General features: G+C 34.4%; 16 protein-coding genes. 10 read left to right on the top strand and 6 right to left on the bottom strand.

Going from position 1 to position 21,261, the window contains the following annotated elements:
• Window positions 1-1,205 precede the first annotated feature (1,205 nt).
• Together OXU93_RS02055 and ftsH2 are read left to right on the top strand one after the other, a co-directional pair.
• A complete protein-coding gene (locus tag OXU93_RS02055; RefSeq protein ID WP_267384180.1) occupies window positions 1,206-1,631 on the top strand; it encodes a hypothetical protein in 426 nt (141 codons plus the stop codon).
• A 236-nt stretch (window positions 1,632-1,867) separates the two neighbouring features.
• On the top strand, window positions 1,868-3,754 hold the full coding sequence (gene ftsH2 / locus OXU93_RS02050) for an ATP-dependent zinc metalloprotease FtsH2 (RefSeq protein WP_267384179.1): 1,887 nt from the start codon (window positions 1,868-1,870) through the stop codon (window positions 3,752-3,754).
• Between the two features lie 370 nt (window positions 3,755-4,124).
• On the opposite strand, the gene OXU93_RS02045 is transcribed toward ftsH2, so the two are convergent.
• Window positions 4,125-4,745: a vWA domain-containing protein gene (locus OXU93_RS02045; RefSeq protein WP_267384744.1), complete on the bottom strand. Its 621-nt coding sequence runs from the start codon at window positions 4,743-4,745 to the stop codon at window positions 4,125-4,127.
• 283 nt (window positions 4,746-5,028) lie between these two features.
• On the opposite strand from OXU93_RS02045, the gene OXU93_RS02040 reads away from it, so the two are divergent.
• Complete coding sequence (locus tag OXU93_RS02040) at window positions 5,029-5,322, top strand: hypothetical protein (RefSeq protein ID WP_267384177.1); 294 nt, start codon at window positions 5,029-5,031, stop codon at window positions 5,320-5,322.
• A gap of 288 nt (window positions 5,323-5,610) precedes the next feature.
• Window positions 5,611-5,991, top strand: a complete 381-nt coding sequence (locus OXU93_RS02035; RefSeq protein ID WP_267384175.1) for a hypothetical protein — start codon at window positions 5,611-5,613, stop codon at window positions 5,989-5,991.
• Window positions 5,992-6,833: 842 nt separating this feature from the next.
• Here the strand turns inward: OXU93_RS02035 and OXU93_RS02030 are convergent.
• Window positions 6,834-8,357: a mechanosensitive ion channel family protein gene (locus tag OXU93_RS02030; RefSeq protein ID WP_267384174.1), complete on the bottom strand. Its 1,524-nt coding sequence runs from the start codon at window positions 8,355-8,357 to the stop codon at window positions 6,834-6,836.
• 624 nt (window positions 8,358-8,981) lie between these two features.
• Between OXU93_RS02030 and hemE the strand changes: the two genes are divergently transcribed.
• The 3 genes from hemE (at window position 8,982) to OXU93_RS02015 (ending at window position 13,053) form a co-directional block, all read left to right on the top strand.
• Window positions 8,982-10,025, top strand: coding sequence for a uroporphyrinogen decarboxylase (hemE, locus tag OXU93_RS02025; RefSeq protein WP_267384172.1), 1,044 nt, complete (start codon window positions 8,982-8,984; stop codon window positions 10,023-10,025).
• Window positions 10,026-10,499: 474 nt separating this feature from the next.
• Window positions 10,500-11,471, top strand: a complete 972-nt coding sequence (locus tag OXU93_RS02020; protein ID WP_267384171.1) for an NAD-dependent epimerase/dehydratase family protein — start codon at window positions 10,500-10,502, stop codon at window positions 11,469-11,471.
• A gap of 151 nt (window positions 11,472-11,622) precedes the next feature.
• Window positions 11,623-13,053, top strand: coding sequence for a GTP-binding protein (locus OXU93_RS02015; protein WP_267384170.1), 1,431 nt, complete (start codon window positions 11,623-11,625; stop codon window positions 13,051-13,053).
• A 409-nt stretch (window positions 13,054-13,462) separates the two neighbouring features.
• Here the strand turns inward: OXU93_RS02015 and cax are convergent, their stop codons facing one another.
• Entirely contained in the window at window positions 13,463-14,569 is a 1,107-nt protein-coding gene (cax, locus tag OXU93_RS02010; RefSeq protein WP_267384169.1) for a calcium/proton exchanger, read from the bottom strand.
• Between the two features lie 179 nt (window positions 14,570-14,748).
• Here cax and OXU93_RS02005 point away from each other — a divergent pair, with 179 nt between their 5' ends.
• Both OXU93_RS02005 and glmS read left to right on the top strand, forming a co-directional pair.
• Window positions 14,749-15,300, top strand: coding sequence for a DUF3172 domain-containing protein (locus OXU93_RS02005; RefSeq protein ID WP_267384168.1), 552 nt, complete (start codon window positions 14,749-14,751; stop codon window positions 15,298-15,300).
• 401 nt (window positions 15,301-15,701) lie between these two features.
• Window positions 15,702-17,588 (top strand): glutamine--fructose-6-phosphate transaminase (isomerizing), encoded by a 1,887-nt coding sequence (gene glmS, locus OXU93_RS02000; protein ID WP_267384167.1) that lies wholly within the window; start codon window positions 15,702-15,704, stop codon window positions 17,586-17,588.
• Between the two features lie 525 nt (window positions 17,589-18,113).
• Here the strand turns inward: glmS and mreD are convergent.
• The 3 genes from mreD to OXU93_RS01985 are packed head-to-tail and all read right to left on the bottom strand — an operon-like array spanning window position 18,114 to window position 20,507.
• Window positions 18,114-18,662, bottom strand: a complete 549-nt coding sequence (mreD, locus tag OXU93_RS01995; protein WP_267384166.1) for a rod shape-determining protein MreD — start codon at window positions 18,660-18,662, stop codon at window positions 18,114-18,116.
• Window positions 18,659-19,408 carry a rod shape-determining protein MreC gene (mreC, locus tag OXU93_RS01990; protein ID WP_267384165.1) on the bottom strand — a complete coding sequence of 250 codons (750 nt, stop codon included), beginning with the start codon at window positions 19,406-19,408 and terminating at the stop codon, window positions 18,659-18,661. The genes mreD and mreC overlap by 4 nt, the downstream gene beginning before the upstream one ends.
• Before the next feature lie 55 nt (window positions 19,409-19,463).
• Window positions 19,464-20,507: a rod shape-determining protein gene (locus tag OXU93_RS01985; protein WP_416378791.1), complete on the bottom strand. Its 1,044-nt coding sequence runs from the start codon at window positions 20,505-20,507 to the stop codon at window positions 19,464-19,466.
• A 372-nt stretch (window positions 20,508-20,879) separates the two neighbouring features.
• Here OXU93_RS01985 and OXU93_RS01980 point away from each other — a divergent pair, with 372 nt between their 5' ends.
• Window positions 20,880-21,248: a single-stranded DNA-binding protein gene (locus OXU93_RS01980; protein WP_267384163.1), complete on the top strand. Its 369-nt coding sequence runs from the start codon at window positions 20,880-20,882 to the stop codon at window positions 21,246-21,248.
• Window positions 21,249-21,261: the final 13 nt, after the last annotated feature.

Below are 21,261 nucleotides of genomic sequence, written 5' to 3'. Positions count from 1 at the left end.
TAAACTTATTTAAAAATAAAAGTATATAGCCGATTACAGTATTCCTTATTCTAGAATTTTTAAAAAATATCAATGTTAATTATTTGTTTTACCTCTAAGTACGATGGCTAAATATTAGGATGGATATCCTGAAATAGGAAAAGTAATTTATAGATAGATTGTTTTTAAGCAAATAGCTTAGACTAAATAAGATATTTTGTCTTTTTAATAGCTCGCAAAAAAATAAATAGATCTAACAACATACATTTGTCTGAAATTTTTAAGTTTTTATATAGCTTGTTAAGTATAAAATGTTATTATGGTTTCTATATATTATCGATAATAAAAACTATTTTATGTAAAATCAACTTTACAGTTTTATCTATGAAATAATAGCTAAAATTTAAAAATACTGCATAAATAAATATATATAGTAACTACAAATAATGATCGGTATATAAATACCAAATAAATCACAAAAAACAGAAAATATATTCATTATTTTCTGTTTTTTTGTATAAGATTATGTTATGGATACTAATCTAAAAATGCAAATCTATTATTGAGTTTTATTTTAAATATATTTAAGATATTTAAGACAAGTTAGCTAGAAAGTATTTGTTAAAAGTAAATTATATAAGAGTTCAGCCAATATAACTTAAAATTAATTAGAATTAATTGAATATAAAAACATAAATATTCAATTTTAAATATATTTAATTGAATATATTTAAAATTGAAAGTAGATTATAAGTTGTTTTATCTGTGTAAAGCCTTGCCAGGAAATCTACTTCAAAAGTGTTAATTTATAATTAAAATCTAAAAATAAAATAAAATTTTTAAAAAACAATAGAGCATGGTTTATATATCATGACAAAATTACCTCCCTTTAATAATTTTAGATATGATTCAAATAGTAGTTTCAGAAGCTATAACATTTTAAGTTAATGTAGGGTTGGTGTGGTTTACGCTAAATCATAGAAATTTAGTCATTGTCTAATAATACTTATAAAACTTAGTTTAGTAATTAGCAATATGTGATGATAACTTAGCTTTTAAACCATTGTTTAGTTAATTAGCTAGTTTTCAAGTTAATTATTTACTAATATATTCTTGAATGTTAGGACACAAGGTTTACGCAAAGTAGTAATTACGATAAACTAAACTTAATATTTTTAGTAACTTACTCAACTTTTTTACCCTAACCCCTAGGAGGAAAAATTATAATGACAACCGAACCTAATGTATCTCAGGAAAATACTATTGAACAAGTGAATGTCGAAATTATTAAAACTGACAAAGTATCCTCAGCCTACCCCAATAGTAGACCAATACAAGATGAGACCGAAGCATTAATTAATGCTATTAAAACTAAAGCTTTTTCTGAAGTTAAAAAAGCTGGGGAATTTGCTCTAGACAATTATTTAGAAGCAGTGCGTAAAGCTCGCCAAGATATCGAAAACCGACAAATATTTGAACCAGAACAAATTGAAGATGCTATAAGACAAATTAAAAAAGAGATTGAAAAAGATTGGGATTCGATTGTTAAAGAAGTTACTAGTTTTGGTGATCGTCTCAATGAAGCTGCTAGAGCTGCATGGGATATTTTAACGAACTCAAAAGCTCAGGCAGATAAAGATAAAGAAAAATAGACAAAAGAAGAAAAGAAAGGTGTTACTAGAAGTAAAAGAAACGAACTTTTAACTTCCACTTTCTTTTTTTATTCCAACTACAGTTGTCAAAAATATGAGAGTTACGTTAAGTTTAGTTAGTATGAACTAACTAAACTTAACGTAAGTAAACATTATTTATGTCAGATAACTTGATAAGAGTGAAATATTACACTTTTATGATTTTTTTGATTAACCATGAAGAGAAACATTAACTTATGAAAATTTCTTGGAGAACCCTATTGCTTTGGAGTCTACCCCTTTTAGTAGTAGGATTTTTTATTTGGCAAGGGACGTTTTTTTCCTTTGGCATCAACATGGGTGGCAATACAGCTAATGCTCGCATGACCTATGGAAACTTCTTAAAGTATCTCGATTCAGGTCGTATTTTAGAAGTTGACCTTTATGAAGGAGGAAGAACTGCAATTGTTCGAGCAGTTAATCCTGAATTAGAAAATCGAGTACAGCGATCAAGAGTTGATTTACCGGTTAATACCCCTGATTTGATAGCTAAATTACGCAAAGCAAACATTGATATCGAATCCCATCCAGTTCGTAATGAGGGAGCCTTATGGGGATTTTTAGGAAATTTACTGTTCCCCATTCTCTTGATTGGAGCATTATTCTTTCTCTTCCGTCGGTCTAATAATTTGCCAGGCGGGCCAGGCCAAGCGATGAGTTTTGGGAAATCTCGTGCTCGTTTCCAAATGGAAGCTAAAACCGACATAATGTTCGATGATGTAGCTGGTATTGACGAGGCTAAAGAGGAATTGCAAGAGGTTGTTACTTTTCTTAAACAACCTGAACGTTTTACTGCAGTTGGTGCAAGAATTCCAAAAGGGGTTCTTTTAATCGGACCTCCTGGAACTGGTAAAACTCTGTTAGCAAAAGCGATTGCAGGTGAAGCAGGAGTGCCTTTCTTCAGTATTTCTGGCTCAGAATTTGTGGAAATGTTCGTGGGAGTAGGTGCTTCTCGTGTCCGTGATTTATTTAAGAAAGCCAAGGAAAATGCCCCTTGTTTGATTTTTATTGATGAAATTGATGCTGTCGGTCGTCAACGAGGTGCGGGTATCGGCGGCGGTAATGATGAACGAGAACAAACTCTAAATCAATTGTTGACAGAAATGGACGGGTTTGAAGGCAATACAGGAATTATTATCATTGCAGCTACCAACCGTCCTGATGTCCTTGACTCTGCCTTGATGCGTCCAGGTCGTTTTGACCGTCAGGTCATTGTAGATGCTCCTGACTTTAAAGGGCGAATTGAAATTCTAGAAGTTCACGCTCGTAATAAAAAACTCGATCCCAATGTGTCTATTGAGGCGATTGCTCGTCGTACCCCGGGGTTTAGTGGAGCAGATTTAGCAAACTTACTCAATGAAGCTGCTATTTTAACGGCCCGTCGTCGTAAGGAAACAATTACTCTATTAGAAATTAATGACGCAGTTGATCGCGTTGTAGCTGGGATGGAGGGAACTCCCCTCGTTGATAGTAAGAGTAAACGACTTATTGCCTACCACGAAATTGGTCATGCGATCGTCGGAACCTTAGTGAAAGACCATGATCCCGTTCAGAAAGTAACTTTAATACCCCGTGGTCAAGCGCGAGGATTGACATGGTTTACCCCTGATGAGGAACAAGGGTTAATCACGAAAGCACAGCTCATGGCACGTATTGTTGGGGCGTTGGGAGGTCGTGCAGCTGAAGAAGAAGTTTTTGGCTATGATGAAACAACCACTGGTGCTGGTGGCGATTTACAGCAAGTTTCTGAGATTGCACGGCAAATGGTGACTCGCTTTGGAATGAGTGACTTAGGACCTATCTCTTTAGAGAGCTCTTCTGGAGAAGTCTTCCTTGGCGGTGGTTTGATGAACCGTTCAGAATATTCTGAGGAAGTAGCTATGCGGATTGATCATCAAGTTCGGACTCTTGCTAAAGAGGGACACCAACTGGCACTGCAAATTATTCGAGATAACCGCGAAGTGATTGATCGTTTGGTAGAATTGTTAATCGAAAAAGAAACCATTGATGGTGAGGAGTTTAGACAAATTGTGGCTGAATATACTGAAGTTCCTGAAAAAGAACAGTTTGTCCCTCAACTGTAATCGGTTTCAGACAATGTTAAAAATAAAATAGGAGACTCGAGTTATCGTGTCTCTTTTTCAATCGTTAGTAAACAGTTAAATTATAGATGTTGTTTGTTTTAGTCTAGCTTTCACGAACTAATAATGAAAAAAGCTGAACTTTTTTGTAAAACTTCTAACATTAGAGAAGCCAAATTTTGATCACAGTCAATCTTTTTTTAGTTGTAAAACACAATTAGAAGAACAATTTTGCAGGTTATTGACTATCTATTTACAATTCTTAGTCTGAAAAGATACTTGATATTTTTATTTTATCAACAAAAAGAGTCCATCATTATTATTTATAGATTTTCTATGTTAATGATGAGCTCTTTCTTTTAATTCAAATAGTCTAATCGATGATGGCATTAAGTAGCACATCATTTAAGGACATATTTTTCATGTCATCCAACTTTACTGTATTGACAATATCAAACTTAGCCCCTACTTTGTCTAATTTATCATCCAATGCTTTGAAGAATGCAGTTGCTTTCGTATCATGACCAACTTGAATTAGGGAAATCGCTAATTCTTCACCACGATCAATTTTTTGAGATGCCTCGATTATGACCTGAATAACCGCTTTGCGATCAGTAGGTTCCCCATCAGTGAAAACAAGAAAAGTTTCTCCATTAGGTTTGGCTACACCTGTCGCTTTGCGCTTGAAATAGTTATCAAGTCCATTTTGAAGAACTGTGGCTAAGTTCGTTTGTCCCATCGGTTCGTTCTCTTCATAGATTTTAGTAACCTTGTTTGAGGTCACATTGTCGTATCTTTTGAAACAACCAGAAAAAACATAAACTGTAATCCCATCAGGATTTATCTCTTCACATTTCTGAGCCAAGGCGTAAGTAGAACCCTGGGCAATTTCCCAACGAGTTTTGCCATTAGTATCATCTGAGGTAGCCATACTGGCACTTTTGTCGATTATCAGGGTATAGTCCCGATTTTCGATAATTGAGTCTCCTGGCATAAAAAAAATAACCTCCCAGTATTTATCATTAGCTTTTGCTTTATAGCCTATTACGACCTCTGATGATTTTCCCAAAAAATCCTGAATTTAATCAGAATTGATCTAGGTCAATGATCAAAATTTACTAGCAGTATTAAGTAATGTATGTATAAATATATAAAGTTAAAAATGTAAAGGGATATTGCAAGACTTTATAAAAATCTTTAAATAGTAAGCTTAATTCAAGTCCTCGCATTAACGTGAAGTAGAACATCAGGAGAAGATTTTTCATCGGACTTCAACAATGGATAAAACAGCTCAAAATTATCGTGTGGTGTATACTTTTGGGGATATTTACGGACAGGTTATAATTTGGTTAGTTGTTATTTTCTTAACTTTAGTCAGTACTTTAGAGTTGTGGAGTAATACTCGTCAGATTTATGTTTTGGCTATAGTGGGACTTGCTTTAGTGCTATCTTTGCCATTTTTGCTTTTTGCATTCTTGACTACTTTGTTCAATCATATTAATTTTACCCCGATAGAAGCGGAGCAACATACTCGTTTATCTTCAAGCGAGAGCATAGAACCAGTCAACTAGAAGTATCCATACGTATCTTGTTAATCTCCTTGAAGAGATTAACAAGATACGTCAAAAATGAAAAGTTTTTGTTTCTCTTAATAGACTTACAACTTATTGTCTTTGACAATTAAGGTGTGTGAAGGACTTTGATTACAGCCTTACTGACTGCTTTTTATTCTAAAGTTGATAGAAGCAGAGGCTGTTAAACTTAGAAATTTAATTTAGGTGTGGTGTTTACAACAAGTATCTTGAGGAGTTAGGCGAGTAAAGTCGCTGAGGAGTTTTTATGGACTTTAGGTAAAAAATATGGATCTTTGTAAGAGTTTAACTCATTCAATCAGAATTTGCATGGGGATATTTATTTTAGGAATAGGAACAATGCCAGGTTTCATGTCTGCATTTGCTCAGGAGGAGATCATTACTGACCCTAAACCCCTTGAAATTCATACTGGCACCGTTCAGGATTTGAACGGAACTGAGTCAAAAACCCGCGAAGAATGGTTAGGAGGTGTTGGCGGACAATATGCAGCCACAGAGGAATCGAATGAAGAACTGACTAGATATCAATTTGATCAAACCGTCTATGAAGCTAAAACAGAAGCTCTTAATGTCATCTTAGAAGAACATGATTCCCATCTAGGAGATGTAGAACGTCCAACACGACGAATTCCCTTAATTCAGTTTTAAAAGTTGTCTCGGTCACTTTTAGAGTCTCATTTTTGGGGACAAATAGTTTTTGGAGCGGAGCTGAATTAACTCTTCGTTGCTAAAACTGTTGCTGCTTCTAAGTTAGTGACCGAGTGCTGTATTCGAGTTTAAATATAATAAATTTATAATTTTATAACTGTATTTGCAATCTATTTAATGACAATATATATTGCACTACCTTATAAACTAATTAAAGTAATAGCCATAAAATAACATAACTTGATATATTGAGAATAATTCTTGTTATGATATGATGATAAAAATATCAACATTAAGGCTTACTCTATAAGGATATATTTATCGCTTATTTAAGTTAATAAAAACCAAAATAATAAATATACCTCTATTACAATTAATTATTATTAACTTAAATGAATGCTCTAATAGTTTATAGTTTATTAGCAAATAAATTATTTATATATAATAAACTATTTACTTATTTGTTAACGTTAATTATATTAAAATTGACGCAATTAAATTATATTAGTTATAATAAGTGATCAGCTAAATCTCCCTAAAAAATGTCATTGTAATGATATTTTTTAAATATTCAATTAAACTTTTTTTACTTTTAAAAAGACCGCAGTCAAACGAAACCGTAAGAATATTATTAAATATTTTTAAAAAAGTATTAATATAATTATATTAAAAAAGAAAAAAAATTAACTTAGCTACGACTAAGTTAAAATACAAATTAAATTACGATACAATTTTTGTTCAACAAATAATTCGTGTTTAATTTGTTGTTAATAAAACAACTGTTTTCTTATATTGAATATTTTTATAAAATACAAAAAAATCGATTATTAATTTACCTTTAACTAAGCAAGTGGACGACCATTTTTACTAGAAGAATCGTGAGTTAAAAAAAGTTTTTGTTGGCGTATTGCAAGAGGTAGTCCCTCATTATCAAAATCTACCTTTAAACGACGGCGAAACTCCCGTGAAACCTCCCATTGTTTAAGCGGTCGAGTTTTGATCCAAACCCGAATAATCAATCCCCATTCTTCGAAACTATCTACTCCTAAAATCTCGGGATTATCCAAAATATTATTTTTCCAAAATTTATCTTGCATCATGTCTTGAGCAACTTGATGAACTATTTTTAACGCTTTATCTACATCTATTTCATAAGCAACTGGTATCATTAAATCAGCTCTCGACCAATTACTAGAAAGATTAGCAACAATTCTAACTTCACTATTAGGAACAGTAACTAATCTTCCTGCTGGATCACGAAGTTGAGTAATTCTTAAATTGATATTTTCTACTAATCCAGAAAAATCTCCAACTTGAATAACATCTCCCACTGCATATTGATCTTCAACAATAATAAAAAAACCATTAATTGCATCTCTGATTAAGTTTTGGGAGGATAAGGAAACACCCACACCTAAAATACCAACCCCTGCTAATAAGGGAGCAACATTAATTCCGATCACTGATAAAGCAACAATAATGCCTATTACTATCCAAATGATAGTAATAATACTACGAGCAACAAGAGAAATAGTTGTCAATCGTAATTGCAATCTTTGATTTGAATCTATCGATAACAAATCTTGGTTGAATAAAATAGAACTAAATTTATCAATGAGAGCATAACTTGTACGAATTACTAAATAAGTGCCTAAACTAACTATACCTATTCTAATAGGAATCCTTAAAAAATTAATTAACCAAATTTGTCCAATACGTGTATAAGGGAATAGCCCAATAATTATTAACGTTCCAGCAAACCATATTCCGCCTTGAGTAATCTGTAAAAGTCGGTATTGAACTTCTTTAATATTCCATTGCTCTCGCCGAGTTAAAACAGTAGAAATTGGTTGACTACTTCTATATTTGTAAACTCTATCTCTAGAGGAACTTAATTGTTTAACTAAACGAGATAGAAGAAAATTAATAACCAGTAATGACCCTATAATAGCTGCTGATATAAACCCTTTTTTTAGTAGGTAAATCCCTTCGCGCTCTTTCTTGCCACGTTTTAACCCTTGTTCCAATCGCTCAATTATAAAGTTAGCTTTTGTTGCCGTGTCAACTCCTTCGTTCTTTACATCTAAAGTTGTGACAGTCATCAGACGAATTTCTTGTTCACTAATACTTACATTAATATTAGGAAGATTATTTATCATTTTTTTTGTAATTATCGCCTTAGGAGTTTTTTGAGAAAAGTAAAGATAACTAATTTGTTTTAAGCGGTTTTGAATAAGACCAACTCGTTCAGAAACATTCTCTAGCTTAGTAGTTACTTGAAACAAGCAGATTCCATCTAGTCTAATGCAAACAGATACCTCAGCATTCTTCTCAGATTGAGGCAACCAATTATTGGTATTGGTCAAATCAGGAAAAACATAAACTTGAGCTTTAGTAGGTAATGTTAGAAAACACGTAAGAAAAATACCTATAAATATATAGACATACTTTTTACGTATAATTCTTTTGACTAGTTTTATAGACTTCCTTGTTATATTTAGATACATAATTAACTTTCTATATAATTAATTGTATTTCGATTAATTATATAGAAAGTTTTATACAAACAACAGATATGGATAACTAAAAAAGTTAATTACACAGGGTAACTCAAATAAAACAAAATATTAGGTACTGGTTTGTTACGTACGTTGTTAGGTAATAAGCCAGTACCTAACATTTTGTAAACATAATTATTTTGACTGTACACTTTCACCTCAAATACCAGAACTAAAACCCATATACAAGTTTAGTTTTTGTAATTTTGAAAGATTCGCAATGTGTAATGAAAGACCTTAAATTGTCTGTTGTTATCTGTTTTTATCTGTCATTTGCTGTTGCTATCCTATCATGGCTAACCTAGAAAAGCCATGAAATTTAAAGGTAAATATTCGTGAATTATCAGTATAGACATTCCACCTTTGAATGATAAGCTGACAGGAGCACCCGTAGTTTTGGTGCACCAAAATTATTAGATTAGAGAAGCTAGGATGACCCAAGCAACAGAAATCCCGTATTTGCTCCGCGCATTGCGGGGCGAGGTTTTGGAGCGTCCCCCTGTCTGGATGATGCGGCAGGCAGGACGTTATATGAAAGTTTATCGGGATTTACGGGATAAATATCCCAACTTTCGTGATAGATCAGAAAATGCTGATTTAGCAATCGAAATTTCCCTACAGCCCTGGCGGGCATTTAAACCAGATGGGGTCATCATGTTCTCTGATATTCTAACTCCTCTACCTGGATTGGGTATTCCCTTCGAGATTCCTGAAAGTAAGGGACCGATAATTAATTCTCCAATTCGGACTCAACAACAGATTGACAAACTCCATCCCTTTGATCCTAAAGTCTCTCTCCCTTTTATTGAAACTATTTTACAAACTTTACGACAAGAAGTAGGTAATCAATCGACAGTTTTGGGATTTGTGGGTGGTCCTTGGACTTTAGCAGCTTATGCTATTGAAGGAAAAAGCTCTAAAAATTATGCCATAATCAAGTCTATGGCTTTTACTGAACCGTCTATCCTCCATAAATTCTTGAGTAAAATAGCTGATGCGATCACTAGTTATATTCGTTATCAAATTGATTGTGGAGCGCAGGTAGTGCAGCTGTTTGATTCTTGGGCAGGACAATTAACTCCCCGAGATTATGAAGTGTTCGCTCTTCCCTATCAACAGCAGGTAGTAAGCCAAGTAAAACAAACTCATCCTAATACACCTCTTATTCTTTATATAAGCGGCAGTGCAGGGATTTTAGAAAGAATGGTAAAATCAAGGGTGGATATGATTAGTATAGATTGGACCGTGGACATGGCTGAAGCTAGACAACGGTTAGGGTCTAATGTAAAAGTACAGGGCAATATTGATCCCGTGGTTTTATTTGGATCCAAAAAGTTTATTCGTGATCGTATCTTTGATACAGTTCGTAAAGCCGGAAAAGTTGGTCATATTCTGAATTTAGGACATGGCATTTTAGTGGGAACCCCTGAAGATAATGTACGTTTTTTCTTTGAAACAGCTAAACAAATCAATTAATTATCAGCTATTTTAGTTTAATTGGTTACCCCTTATTAATATTTTCATCAGTAATGCCTATATACCTACCCCTACTTGTTTATGGGATTTAGTTTGTAGTTTGATCTTCTTTAGACGGTTTAAAAATCATGTTACCATCATAACGCGATGATGTACTCAATACATTTATCAGTATTTCTTGCCCAAAAATCGGTAATTTGAGTTAGCTGATAGATTTATTCTGAGGCATTTTCCGAAATAGATAGTCTCCAAATAAATAAATAAAACGATAGTAATGGCAAATGGATTAATTTGGAAAATTAAATCGTCTGATAAAGATCAGACAGTCTTCCGTGAGGTAGTAGGTGGATTTTTTGTTAAAACACTTGTGAGTTCATTTATTATTTGTGAAAGTGTCAAAATAAATTGACACATGTGAGGGAGATTTATAATTTTTTTCTCTCAAGGTTAACGGTCGATTATTAGGTATCATTAATGAAACGAATTTTTTTGACAGGTGCAAGTGGTTGTATTGGTCACTACATGACGGAGTCCTTGATACAAGAAACAGCTCATGAGCTGTTTTTATTAGTTAGAAACCCTGAAAAGCTACAATTTGATTACAAATCTCGTCCCAATATTCATCTTTTAAGAGGAGATTTGGAGAATATAGATCAATTTAAAGGATTACTAAAAACTATAAATATTGCCATTTTAGCTGCAACTAGTTGGGGAGGTGTTCAAGAATCCTATGAAGTTAATGTTGTCAAGATGTTAGAATTAATTGACTCATTTGACGTAGAAACATGTGAACAAGTTATCTATTTTTCTACTGCAAGTATTTTAGACAAAAATAATAAACTTCTTGCAGAAGCAAGAGAATTTGGCACTAATTATATTAGTAGTAAATATATTTGTTATACTAAACTTCCTGATTTGTCTATTGCCAATAAAATTACTGTTATATTTCCTACTTTAGTATTTGGGGGAGAAGAGAAGAAACCTTTTTCTCATTTATCTGGCGGTTTTTCTGATGTCGTAAAATGGATTAACTTGATTCGATGGTTTAAAGCAGATGGAAGTTTTCATTATATTCATGCTAAAGACATTGCTCAAGTTATTAAATATATAGTTGATCATCCTCTTGGGGAACGTAATATTAAACAGTTAATATTAGGAAATAAAGCAATTACAGTTAATGAAGCAGTTAAACAAATTTGTGCTTATCTTAATAAGAAGATTTATTTTCGCATTCCTCTAAATATTGCCTTAATAAATTTCTTTATTGCTATTTTTCGATTACGGATGGAAGATTGGGATCGCTTTTCAATTAATTATCGCCATTTTGTTTATAAATCTCCTGTAACTCCAGCAACTTTTGGATTAAAAAATTATTGTACAACTGTGGATGATATTTTAAGGTTAAATGGAATTCCTAAAAAGACGAATATTAGGACAATTAATTAACACTTTATTTCTGTAAAAAAACGGGAATTCCTCTTAGGATTAAGTAATGAGAGTGATTTATTAGACTTAGAATTTACCTCAATCATAAATTTAGTCAGTCATAATGGAATAAGAAAACGGTAAATTATTGAATCCAATTGTTCTAACCACAATGTTTCAATCCAACTTTGGCAATTATTGGAATTCTGATGACTTAGATCCAGGAATTATTAATTTTGATGCTATTCAGGAAGAAATTAACTACAAAAAAGCTCAAAATGCAATGAGAGGATTGGTTAATCATCTTGATTTAACTAAATCTGAACAAGTAGGATTAGAAACTGAGTTAAATCATCTAACGACAATGTTAGAAAAATTGGAGCAGTCTTTGGTACAAATAGCTGCTTTTGGAATGGTGGGACGGGGAAAGTCTTCGATTTTAAACTCTCTTTTAGGTCAAGCAATTTTTGAAACAGGTCCTTTACATGGAGTGACAAAAACTGTTGATAATGCCAATTGGCAATTTAACTCTGATGATGCTCATGAGGGAATTCAAAGACTGGAATTGCCTGGATGGGGAAGTTCCCAAATACAATTAATTGACACTCCTGGAATTGATGAAGTCGGCGGTCAAACCCGTGAAGTATTAGCTCATAAGATAGCTAAGCAGGTAGATTTAATTTTATTTATTATCGCCGGGGATATGACTAATCTAGAATATGAGACCCTATGCCAATTACGGGAAGTAGGAAAACCAATGATTTTAGCCTTCAACAAAATTGATCAGTATCCTGAAGCTGATCGCCTGACAATTTATCAAAAAATTCGGGATGATAGGGTAAGAGAGTTGTTATCTCCCGATGAAATAGTGATGGTGGCTGCTTCTCCCTTAGTGACAGAAGTGATAAAAAATCAAGGAGGAAACTTAAAACAAGAACGTAAGCGAGGAAAACCGCAAATTGAAGCTCTGAAATTGAAAATTCTTGAAATTTTACATCGGGAAGGAAAGTCTCTGATAGCCCTAAATACAATGTTGTACGCCTCAGAAATCAACGAACAAATAGTGGAACGAAAGCTGATCATTCGGGAAGAGGCGGCCAATAAATTAATTCAAAAGGCAGTAATAGTAAAAGCTGTGGCGATCGCTTTTAATCCGGTGACAGTCTTCGATTTGTTGACGGGGGCAGTGGTAGATTTATCCATGATTTTGGCCTTGTCCCGATTGTACGGAGTGGATATGACTCAACAAGGGGCAATCGCTTTACTTCAAAGAATTGGAATTAGTATGGGTAGTATCACAGGGAGTGAATTTTTGGCTTCTTTTAGCTTGAGTTCTCTTAAGAGTGTATTAGGATTAGCTACACCGGTAACAGGAGGGATTTCTTTGCTTCCCTATATCTCTGTGGCCGTTACTCAAGGAGCTGTTGCCGGTACGTCGTGTTACACTATTGGACAAGTTACAAAACGTTATTTAGCTAATGGAGCTTCCTGGGGGCCTAAAGGTCCAAAGACGGTAGTTAAAAGCATTCTATCATCTCTAGATCAGTCCTCTATTCTAAATCGAATTAAGTGGGAACTGGGAGCAAAATTAAAACAGGGTTAACTGCTGTAATTTTTTAAAAATTATAGTTCTTCTAGACTAGCTATATTATCTATTGGAGATAAAAAATAATTAGTCAAACTGATTAATAAAAATCAACCTTACAGGTATTATGTATTAGCTGTTGTTTTCAACAACAAAGTTTTTAGATCTCGCCAAACTTATATTTCTAAAATTGAAAATCAATTAATCTTATCAGTGAATGTCTTTGCAACAGTTTTCCTATTATAATTTTTTTATAAAAATTAAGCTCTTCTAGGTTTTTACTGGCTATAATCATAGCCATGGCAGCGTTGACAAATTAATTTAGTTATCGAACTTCTAGTTATATTTTAGTTTCTTTCAAAGCTATAGTCGGACTTCTATTTCTATACAATAGTATTCAATTAAATTAATTCATATTTTTACGAGTTTAAAATCCATCAATCACAGGATGGAAATAAAACGCTAATCCAATCACTATATAAGTCGCTAATAACAAGATTCCTTCTAACCAATTAGACCGACCATCAGAACTAATAGAATTAGTAATTAAAACGGCGACGGCAACAGCTACTAATTCAAAAGGATTAAAACCAAGATCCATTGATTGCCCTGAAATCCATCCTGAAATAACCAACACTGGAGCAACGAATAGAGCAATTTGTAAGCTAGAACCTACTGCAATAGCCATAGATAAATCCATTTTATTTTTAATAGCAACTGCTACTGCTGTAGTATGTTCTGCAGTGTTCCCTACAATAGGAAGCAATATAACTCCAGCAAATAAAGGAGTGAGTCCTAAGGATTTTGTAGCTTCTTGCAGGGAAGAAACTAACAATTCTGATTCAATAGCAATCCCAAGAGTTATTAATAATAGGAGAAATACCAACTTTTTCACATTAATTTTTCCGAAGTCTTCTTTCCTGGATTTTGATAAGTCTTCACCTTGCATTTCCGTTATTACCAAGCTATAAAGATAAGCATGGGTTTTCATGGAAAAAATTAGAGTTAAAACGTAAACAATAATTAAAACAATCGCCACGGCAACTGAGAGATTTTGTAAGGTTTGTCCTTCAATTCCTGGGGAAGTATATTGAACGGCTGTCGGTAAGAGAATAGCAACTATTGCTAAATTCATTGAAGAGGCATTTAATCGGGCAGCCACCGGTTGAAATTCTTGTTCTTTGTAACGAAGTCCCCCGAATAACATAGCAAAACCTATGACTAACAATAAGTTACCAATAATTGAGCCTGTAATGGTAGCTTTAACTACATCAACTAACCCCTCTTTGAGAGCAACTAATGCCAGAATTAGTTCAGTGGAATTTCCAAAAGTGGCATTGAGTAATCCTCCTAAATTTGGACCGGCCACTATTGCAATTGCTTCTGTTATTTCCCCCATCAAAGCAGCTAACGGAATAATGGATAAAATAGCAGTAATGAAAATTACTTTCGATTCCCAGTGGAAATAACTAGCTGCAAAAGAAAGGGGAATAAATAACAATAGTGAAAACAAGAGGTTCTTTTTAGTTATCATGAATAATAATGAGTAGCCTTTAACTAAAAAACATTTATCTTTAATCTAGCTCAAGTTTAAGTTATTTTAGAATCATCAATGTCCTTTGTTAAATACGATCAAGTAATCAAGACCTGTGTCTTATTTCGGAATGTCTCTTTTCGTTTGTTTTTCTGAATAAAGAATTATTGTAAATTTATATGGCACGTAGACCTCGCGATTATTCTCACCGTTCTGGAACACCTCGTCATTCTTCTCCAGACTCTTCTGGTTCAAAATTTAATTACGCTAATATTGCCCTGTTAGGGGGAGTTTTTGTCTTAGGAATTGGCGTTGGCATTGGAGTTAGTTCCACTGCTAGTTTTGATCCCCAAAATGTCGCCTCACGGGAGGTCATCGATAAAAGTGTGCCTGACGCTGAACTTTGCGTTCAATTTGGAGCTAGTGCCATTGTTACTGATATGCGAGTTTTTATTACTCTTAACCCTTTTAGTGTCTTTGTTACTCAACCAGCAATGCAACCAGGATGCGTATTACGCCGTGCTAATATGAGTTTACTTGAACAACAAAGATTGATTACAGGAGAACAGGTTAGAGATTGTAAAAATCGTATGAATACTTTCGGTTTTACCGGTTCTCTTGAGACTAAACCGGAAATTAACTGTATTTATCCTAATGATGCGGCGGGAAATCTTTTTTTAAATCCCGCAGGGTCAGTAACCTCTCCCCGTTTAGAAACCGATAATTTTTAAACACTGATATCTGTCACAGAGTCAGTCTAAAAAATATCTAGTTCAGAGGTAATCTAATTACGATTTTTTGCAAAAAACTCTTTTAAGCGATGGGAGGTAAATTAAATTTATAACAATAGTATAGGTAGATTGTAATCACTAACTATAATTTGAATTTATTTTGCCTTTAACTTTTTATAGAGCTGTACTTCTAGAGTCGTATTTATGGTGAAACATGACCTTGGTTTGGCACGTCTATTCATTATATTAAATCATTAATAATTTAGTCAATTAGACTTCTAATGTCTGAATTAACCTGGAAGTTAAGGTTTATTAAGCTCTAACAACCTCTAAAAATCAATAGTCACAATCAGCTTAATCACTGATAATTAATGGGATTAATAAATTTCTAGTTTAAACTTATGTGTGGAATCGTTGGCTATATTGGAACTCAAACCGCAACGGATATTTTAATAGGCGGTTTAGAAAGATTAGAATATCGAGGTTATGATTCAGCAGGAATAGCTACTCTTTTAGAAGGCAACATTCACTGCGTACGGGCTAAAGGAAAATTGTATAATCTGCGCGAAAAATTGGAACGGGATGTTAACCCTTCCCAAGTTGGTATTGGCCACACTCGTTGGGCTACCCATGGTAAACCAGAAGAATATAATGCCCATCCTCACATGGATGCAACCAAGCGAATAGCCGTGGTACAAAATGGCATTATAGAAAATTATCGAGATTTGCGTGAAGAATTAATAGGTCAAGGTTATAAATTTCTCTCCGAGACCGATACAGAAGTTATCCCTCATTTAATTGCTCAATTTCTTCCCCGAATCTCAGAATATGACGATTTAATTATAGCTGTTCAAAAAACAATTCATCGTCTCAAAGGATCTTTTGCCATTGCGGTTATTTGTGCAGATTATCCTGATGAATTAATCGTAGCGCGAAATCAAGCCCCCCTTATTATTGGCTTTGGTCAAGGAGAATTTTTCTGTGCTTCTGACGTCACTGCTCTAGTTCCTCATACCCATGCAGTCTTATCGATGGAGAATGAGGAAATTGCTCGCTTAACGCCCCTAGGAGTAGAAGTCTACGACTTTACATTAAAACGCCTAAAAAAGCTTCCTAGAACTCTTGATTGGACAGCAACTACGGTAGAAAAACAAGGTTTTCGTCACTTTATGCTAAAGGAAATTTATGAGCAACCTTCAGTAGTTAGAAGTTGTTTGGAAACCTATTTACAAAATGATTGGTGTGCACAAGATGATAACGATATAAGTCCTATTGATTTGGGGTCAGCAACAGAATTGTGCGACAATGTTGATTATATTCAAATTGTTGCTTGTGGAACTAGTTGGAATGCTAGTTTAGTTGGTAAGTATTTGCTCGAACAAGTTGCAGGAATTCCTACGATGGTACAATATGCCTCAGAGTTTCGTTATTCTCCTGCACCGATGATGGCAAATACCCTCACTATTGGTGTAACTCAGTCAGGAGAAACAGCTGATACTTTAGCTGCGTTAGAAATGGAAAAACAACGACGTATCGGCTTAGTTCCTCCCTACGATGCGCGAATCTTAGGAATTACAAATCGCCCCGAAAGTACTCTAGCCCATATGGTAGATCGTATCATAAATACCCAAGCGGGTATTGAAATTGGAGTAGCAGCAACCAAAAGTTTTACAGCCCAATTAATGGGATTTTATTTCCTAGCTATTCATTTAGCTCATCGTAAACATCACTTAACAATAAATAAGATTAGCACTTTAATTAAAGGTTTACGAGAACTACCGTCTCAAATTGAGATTATTTTAGAAAAACAAGAGAAAAAAATTGAAGAATTAGCTCACGACTTTACTGACACTAAAGACTTTATATTTTTAGGACGTAGCATTAATTTTCCTATTGCTTTAGAAGGTTCCTTGAAATTAAAAGAAATTAGTTATATTCATGCAGCAGGATATCCCGCAGGAGAGATGAAACATGGACCTATTGCATTGTTAGATTCTAAAGTTCCAGTCGTTGCGATTGCAATGCCTGGGCTAGTTTACGATAAAATATTATCCAATGCACAAGAGGCAAAAGCAAGAGATGCAAGGTTGATTGGAGTAACAGCTATTGATGATAATGAAGCAAGATCAACATTTGATGATTTGCTATTTGTTCCTCATGTTGATGAATTATTATCTCCGATTCTTGCAGTCATCCCCCTACAGTTACTAGCCTATCATATTGCTGCTAGACGGGGGTTAGATGTAGACCAACCTCGTAATTTGGCTAAGAGTGTAACCGTTGAATAATTATTAATTTAAAACTATAAAATAAGATTTTAAATTATTTTACAATAGTTTATTTTGAATGGTTTTATGTAAATTATCTTTAAATAAAGATAATTATTATGTATTTAACTAAATTTATCAGTGATTGTGTTGCTTATACAATTATTTATAAACATAAAGTAATAAAGATTACCTACTTGTTGTCTACAATCTAAATAATTTTTTAGCTATATAATTTAGTATTTTATTTTACTTATGTATTAGTTAATATTTATCAGTAAATATCATGCAATATTTTGATTTCTTTCTAACAAAGAAAGAATTTTATAAATAAACTATATACTCCCTGTATACTATTCTAACTAGCTTAAAAAAAATTAAAGCTATCAATTATATAAATATATGATTTAGTTATTTTCTGATTTAGAAACTACTCTAATATTTTTATAATGAACAAATCAAGTGCGAAAGAATCGCTTAATTAAATTTAAAGTTAAAATCTAGAAGTTATTAGTCACTGATTTAGGATGAGATATCCCTAATTTTTTATTTTTTACTATTTGCTTTATATTGAGTTTTATGAGGAGCTTTTTCCCACCAGTAATTTAGAGGATAATAGAACACAGGGGCCCATAAACTACTCAAAATTGCAGAAGATAAAACTAACTGTTGATAATCTCTACTAATCTCCTCTAAAGGACGCATTTTACCCACAAAATATTGAATTGCTGTAATGGTTTCCACAAAAAAAACCATAACAAAGACAATTAAAGCAATTGAAATAAAGTCTTCTTGAAGATAGCGTTGCTTTTGTAAACGAGCTGTAAAAAATCCTACTAAAACTAAACCAAAAACATGAGAAGGATAAGTTCCTGTCAATCCGTCTTGAATTAATCCTAACAAAAGTCCTGCTATTACCCCTTGAAAAACAGTTCTATTGATACTCCAAATCACCACCCAAATTAGCACCCAATTAGTACCAATACCCAACAACTGCGTCCCAGGTAAACGAGTGGGGGACAACAATAAACATAGAGTTATAGATCCACCAATTACCAACCCATTTATAAGATAATAACGTAACCGAAACATCATTTGCTGTCAAAAGGAGTGATAATCGCCCATTCTAAGTCATTGATTGGGGCTGTTAGTTTAATCACTGCCTGAGGAGCAGGACTACCTTCGAAATTCACTGACTCAACCCGTCCAATAGGTAGACCTCCTGGAAAAATACGACTCACTGGAGAAGTAGTAATAATGTCACCGGGATGAACTTTAGGCACTTTCTCAAAGAATCTCATAACTACTATTTGAGAGCCTTTTCCTTCCACTAACCCCATAGTGCGACTACGACTTACCGTGGCTCCCACCCGACTTGTAGGATCGCTGACTAATAAAACTCGGCTAGTATGAATAGTAACATCCACTACCCGACCAATAATACCTCCAATACCAGTGACAATAAAACCAACTTCAACTCCATCCTGGCTCCCTCGACCTAAAATCACTTGTCTCCACCAATCGTCCGCACTACGCCCAATAATGGGCGCGGTGATCACCGATTGAGATTGTGTCTCAAAATATCCTAGAAGTTTTCGTAGTTGTTTATTTTGTCGTTCAAGTTCGGCTAAATGCATTTCTAGCTCTTGAATCCTGGCATTAGTAAGTCGCTCTTGTAGTAGCACAGGGGGAGTTTGTTTAAAAGGAAGACTAAGCCAATAATATAGTTCTAGTATAGGTGCACCCTGTGTTTGTCGAAAAAACCAACCGACTCCCACGGACACAACTGCCCACATCAATTTTGAGCCATATCGAACATACCAACGCCGCACTATTAGCATATCATTGCTTGCCTACTAGCATGTCATTGCCTGCAGTTACCTAAGAAGTTGTTTATTAAACTAGACGGGAGCTTTCACTCAAAACTCGATTTAAGATTTTGGGGTTTTTGAGAACTTCTCCAGTTCCTTTTACAACACAGCGTAAAGCATCTTCAGCTACGTGAGTTACAATCCCCGTTTCATGGCCTAGAAGAGTATCAAGACCTCTAAGTAAAGCACCCCCGCCAGCCAACATAATTCCTCGGTCAATAATGTCTGCCGCTAATTCTGGAGGAGTCCTCTCTAAAGTCCGTTTTACGGCATCGACAATAACTGCCAAAGGTTCAGCCATACTTTCTCTAATTTCTTCTCCTTTAATCGTTATAGTCCGTGGTAAGCCGGACATTAAGTGCAACCCACGTACTTCCATAATGGGCTCATTTTCATGTCGCAGTGGATAGGCTGATGCTAAACGAATTTTAATTTCTTCAGCGGTACGTTCCCCTATCACGAGATTATGAACTTTTTTCATATAGTTAATGATAGACTCAGTTAGTTCATCTCCTGCCACTCGAACAGATTCGCTAAGTACCCGTCCTTGTAAACTTAAAACTGCTACCTCTGTAGTTCCCCCACCGATATCAACAATCATATTACCTGTAGCTTCGGTAACAGGCAACCCGGCACCAAGCGCAGCTGCGACCGGCTCTTCTATTAAACCCACATCTCTCGCTCCAGCTTCTCTAGCGGCATCAATTACTGCACGGCGCTCTACATCAGTAATACCACTGGGCACTCCAATCACCATTCTTGGATTTCCTAAGGGACTCCCCTCATGGGCGCGAGCAATAAATTCCTTAAGCATGATCATAGCACTTAAAAAATCAGCAATCACACCGTCGCGTAGGGGACGTACAGCAATTACATTCCCAGGAGTACGACCTAGCATCTTTTTAGCTTCTTCCCCAACTGCTAAAGAAAGTTTTCGCTCTTGATCAATAGCAACTACTGATGGTTCTTCAAGCACCACTCCTTTACCAGAAACATAGATGAGGGTATTGGCAGTCCCTAAGTCTATGCCCATATCTCTTGATAGAGAAAAACGACTAAAAAAACCAATTTTTGGCATTTTGGGTTACACCTCCTATATCGAGTGATCAACTGACTAATTTAAGACGACTCCAGATTTAAAGATATCAATAGAATCGTAATTATGTTTCTCCATGGTAAGTCTAGCTGAATTAACAAATTTATAGTTATAAACACTCAAATTGTAAGCATAATTTATCAATCATGATACTTGCTTGTTAATGACCTTATAAATTTCTTCCCTGATTATTGATTGTTTACAAAATATAGTTTGACTCTAAACTTTTTTGGTATATGGTAACAATTGCCAGTTTTAATTTAGGTTAATTAAAGTCATCAAGACAATTTTCCTCTACAATAAATATGTTTTCACATTAAATTATTAACTAAAGTTAACAGATAAATGGGGTTAAACGTTGTTCATTTAGTGGGTCGTGCGGGTGCTGATCCACAAGTCAGGTATTTTGACTCAGGAAAAGTTTTATGCGAGCTTTCTTTAGCAGTTGGTCGTCGCAGTAATAGGACTGATACTCCAGATTGGTTTAAACTCAAAATCTGGAACAAACCAGCTGAAATAGCAGCCAACTACGTAAGAAAAGGAGGATTGATTGGCATTCAAGGAGAATTAGTTATTGAAACATGGACTGATCGCAATACTGGAGCGAATCGTTCTAGTCCTGTGATTGTCGTAGATAGATTAGAATTATTGGGGTCTAAACGGGACAATGATCCAGGCTCAATTAATAGCCATCAAGAAGCTGATGAATTCTAAGGTATTAAGTTAA

The sequence above is a fragment of the Cyanobacterium sp. uoEpiScrs1 genome (genome assembly GCF_947331815.1).
In the GTDB taxonomy this organism is placed as follows: domain Bacteria; phylum Cyanobacteriota; class Cyanobacteriia; order Cyanobacteriales; family Microcystaceae; genus Rippkaea.
Note: the sequence above shows the minus strand (reverse complement) of the source record. Positions and strands in the feature narration are given on the sequence as shown.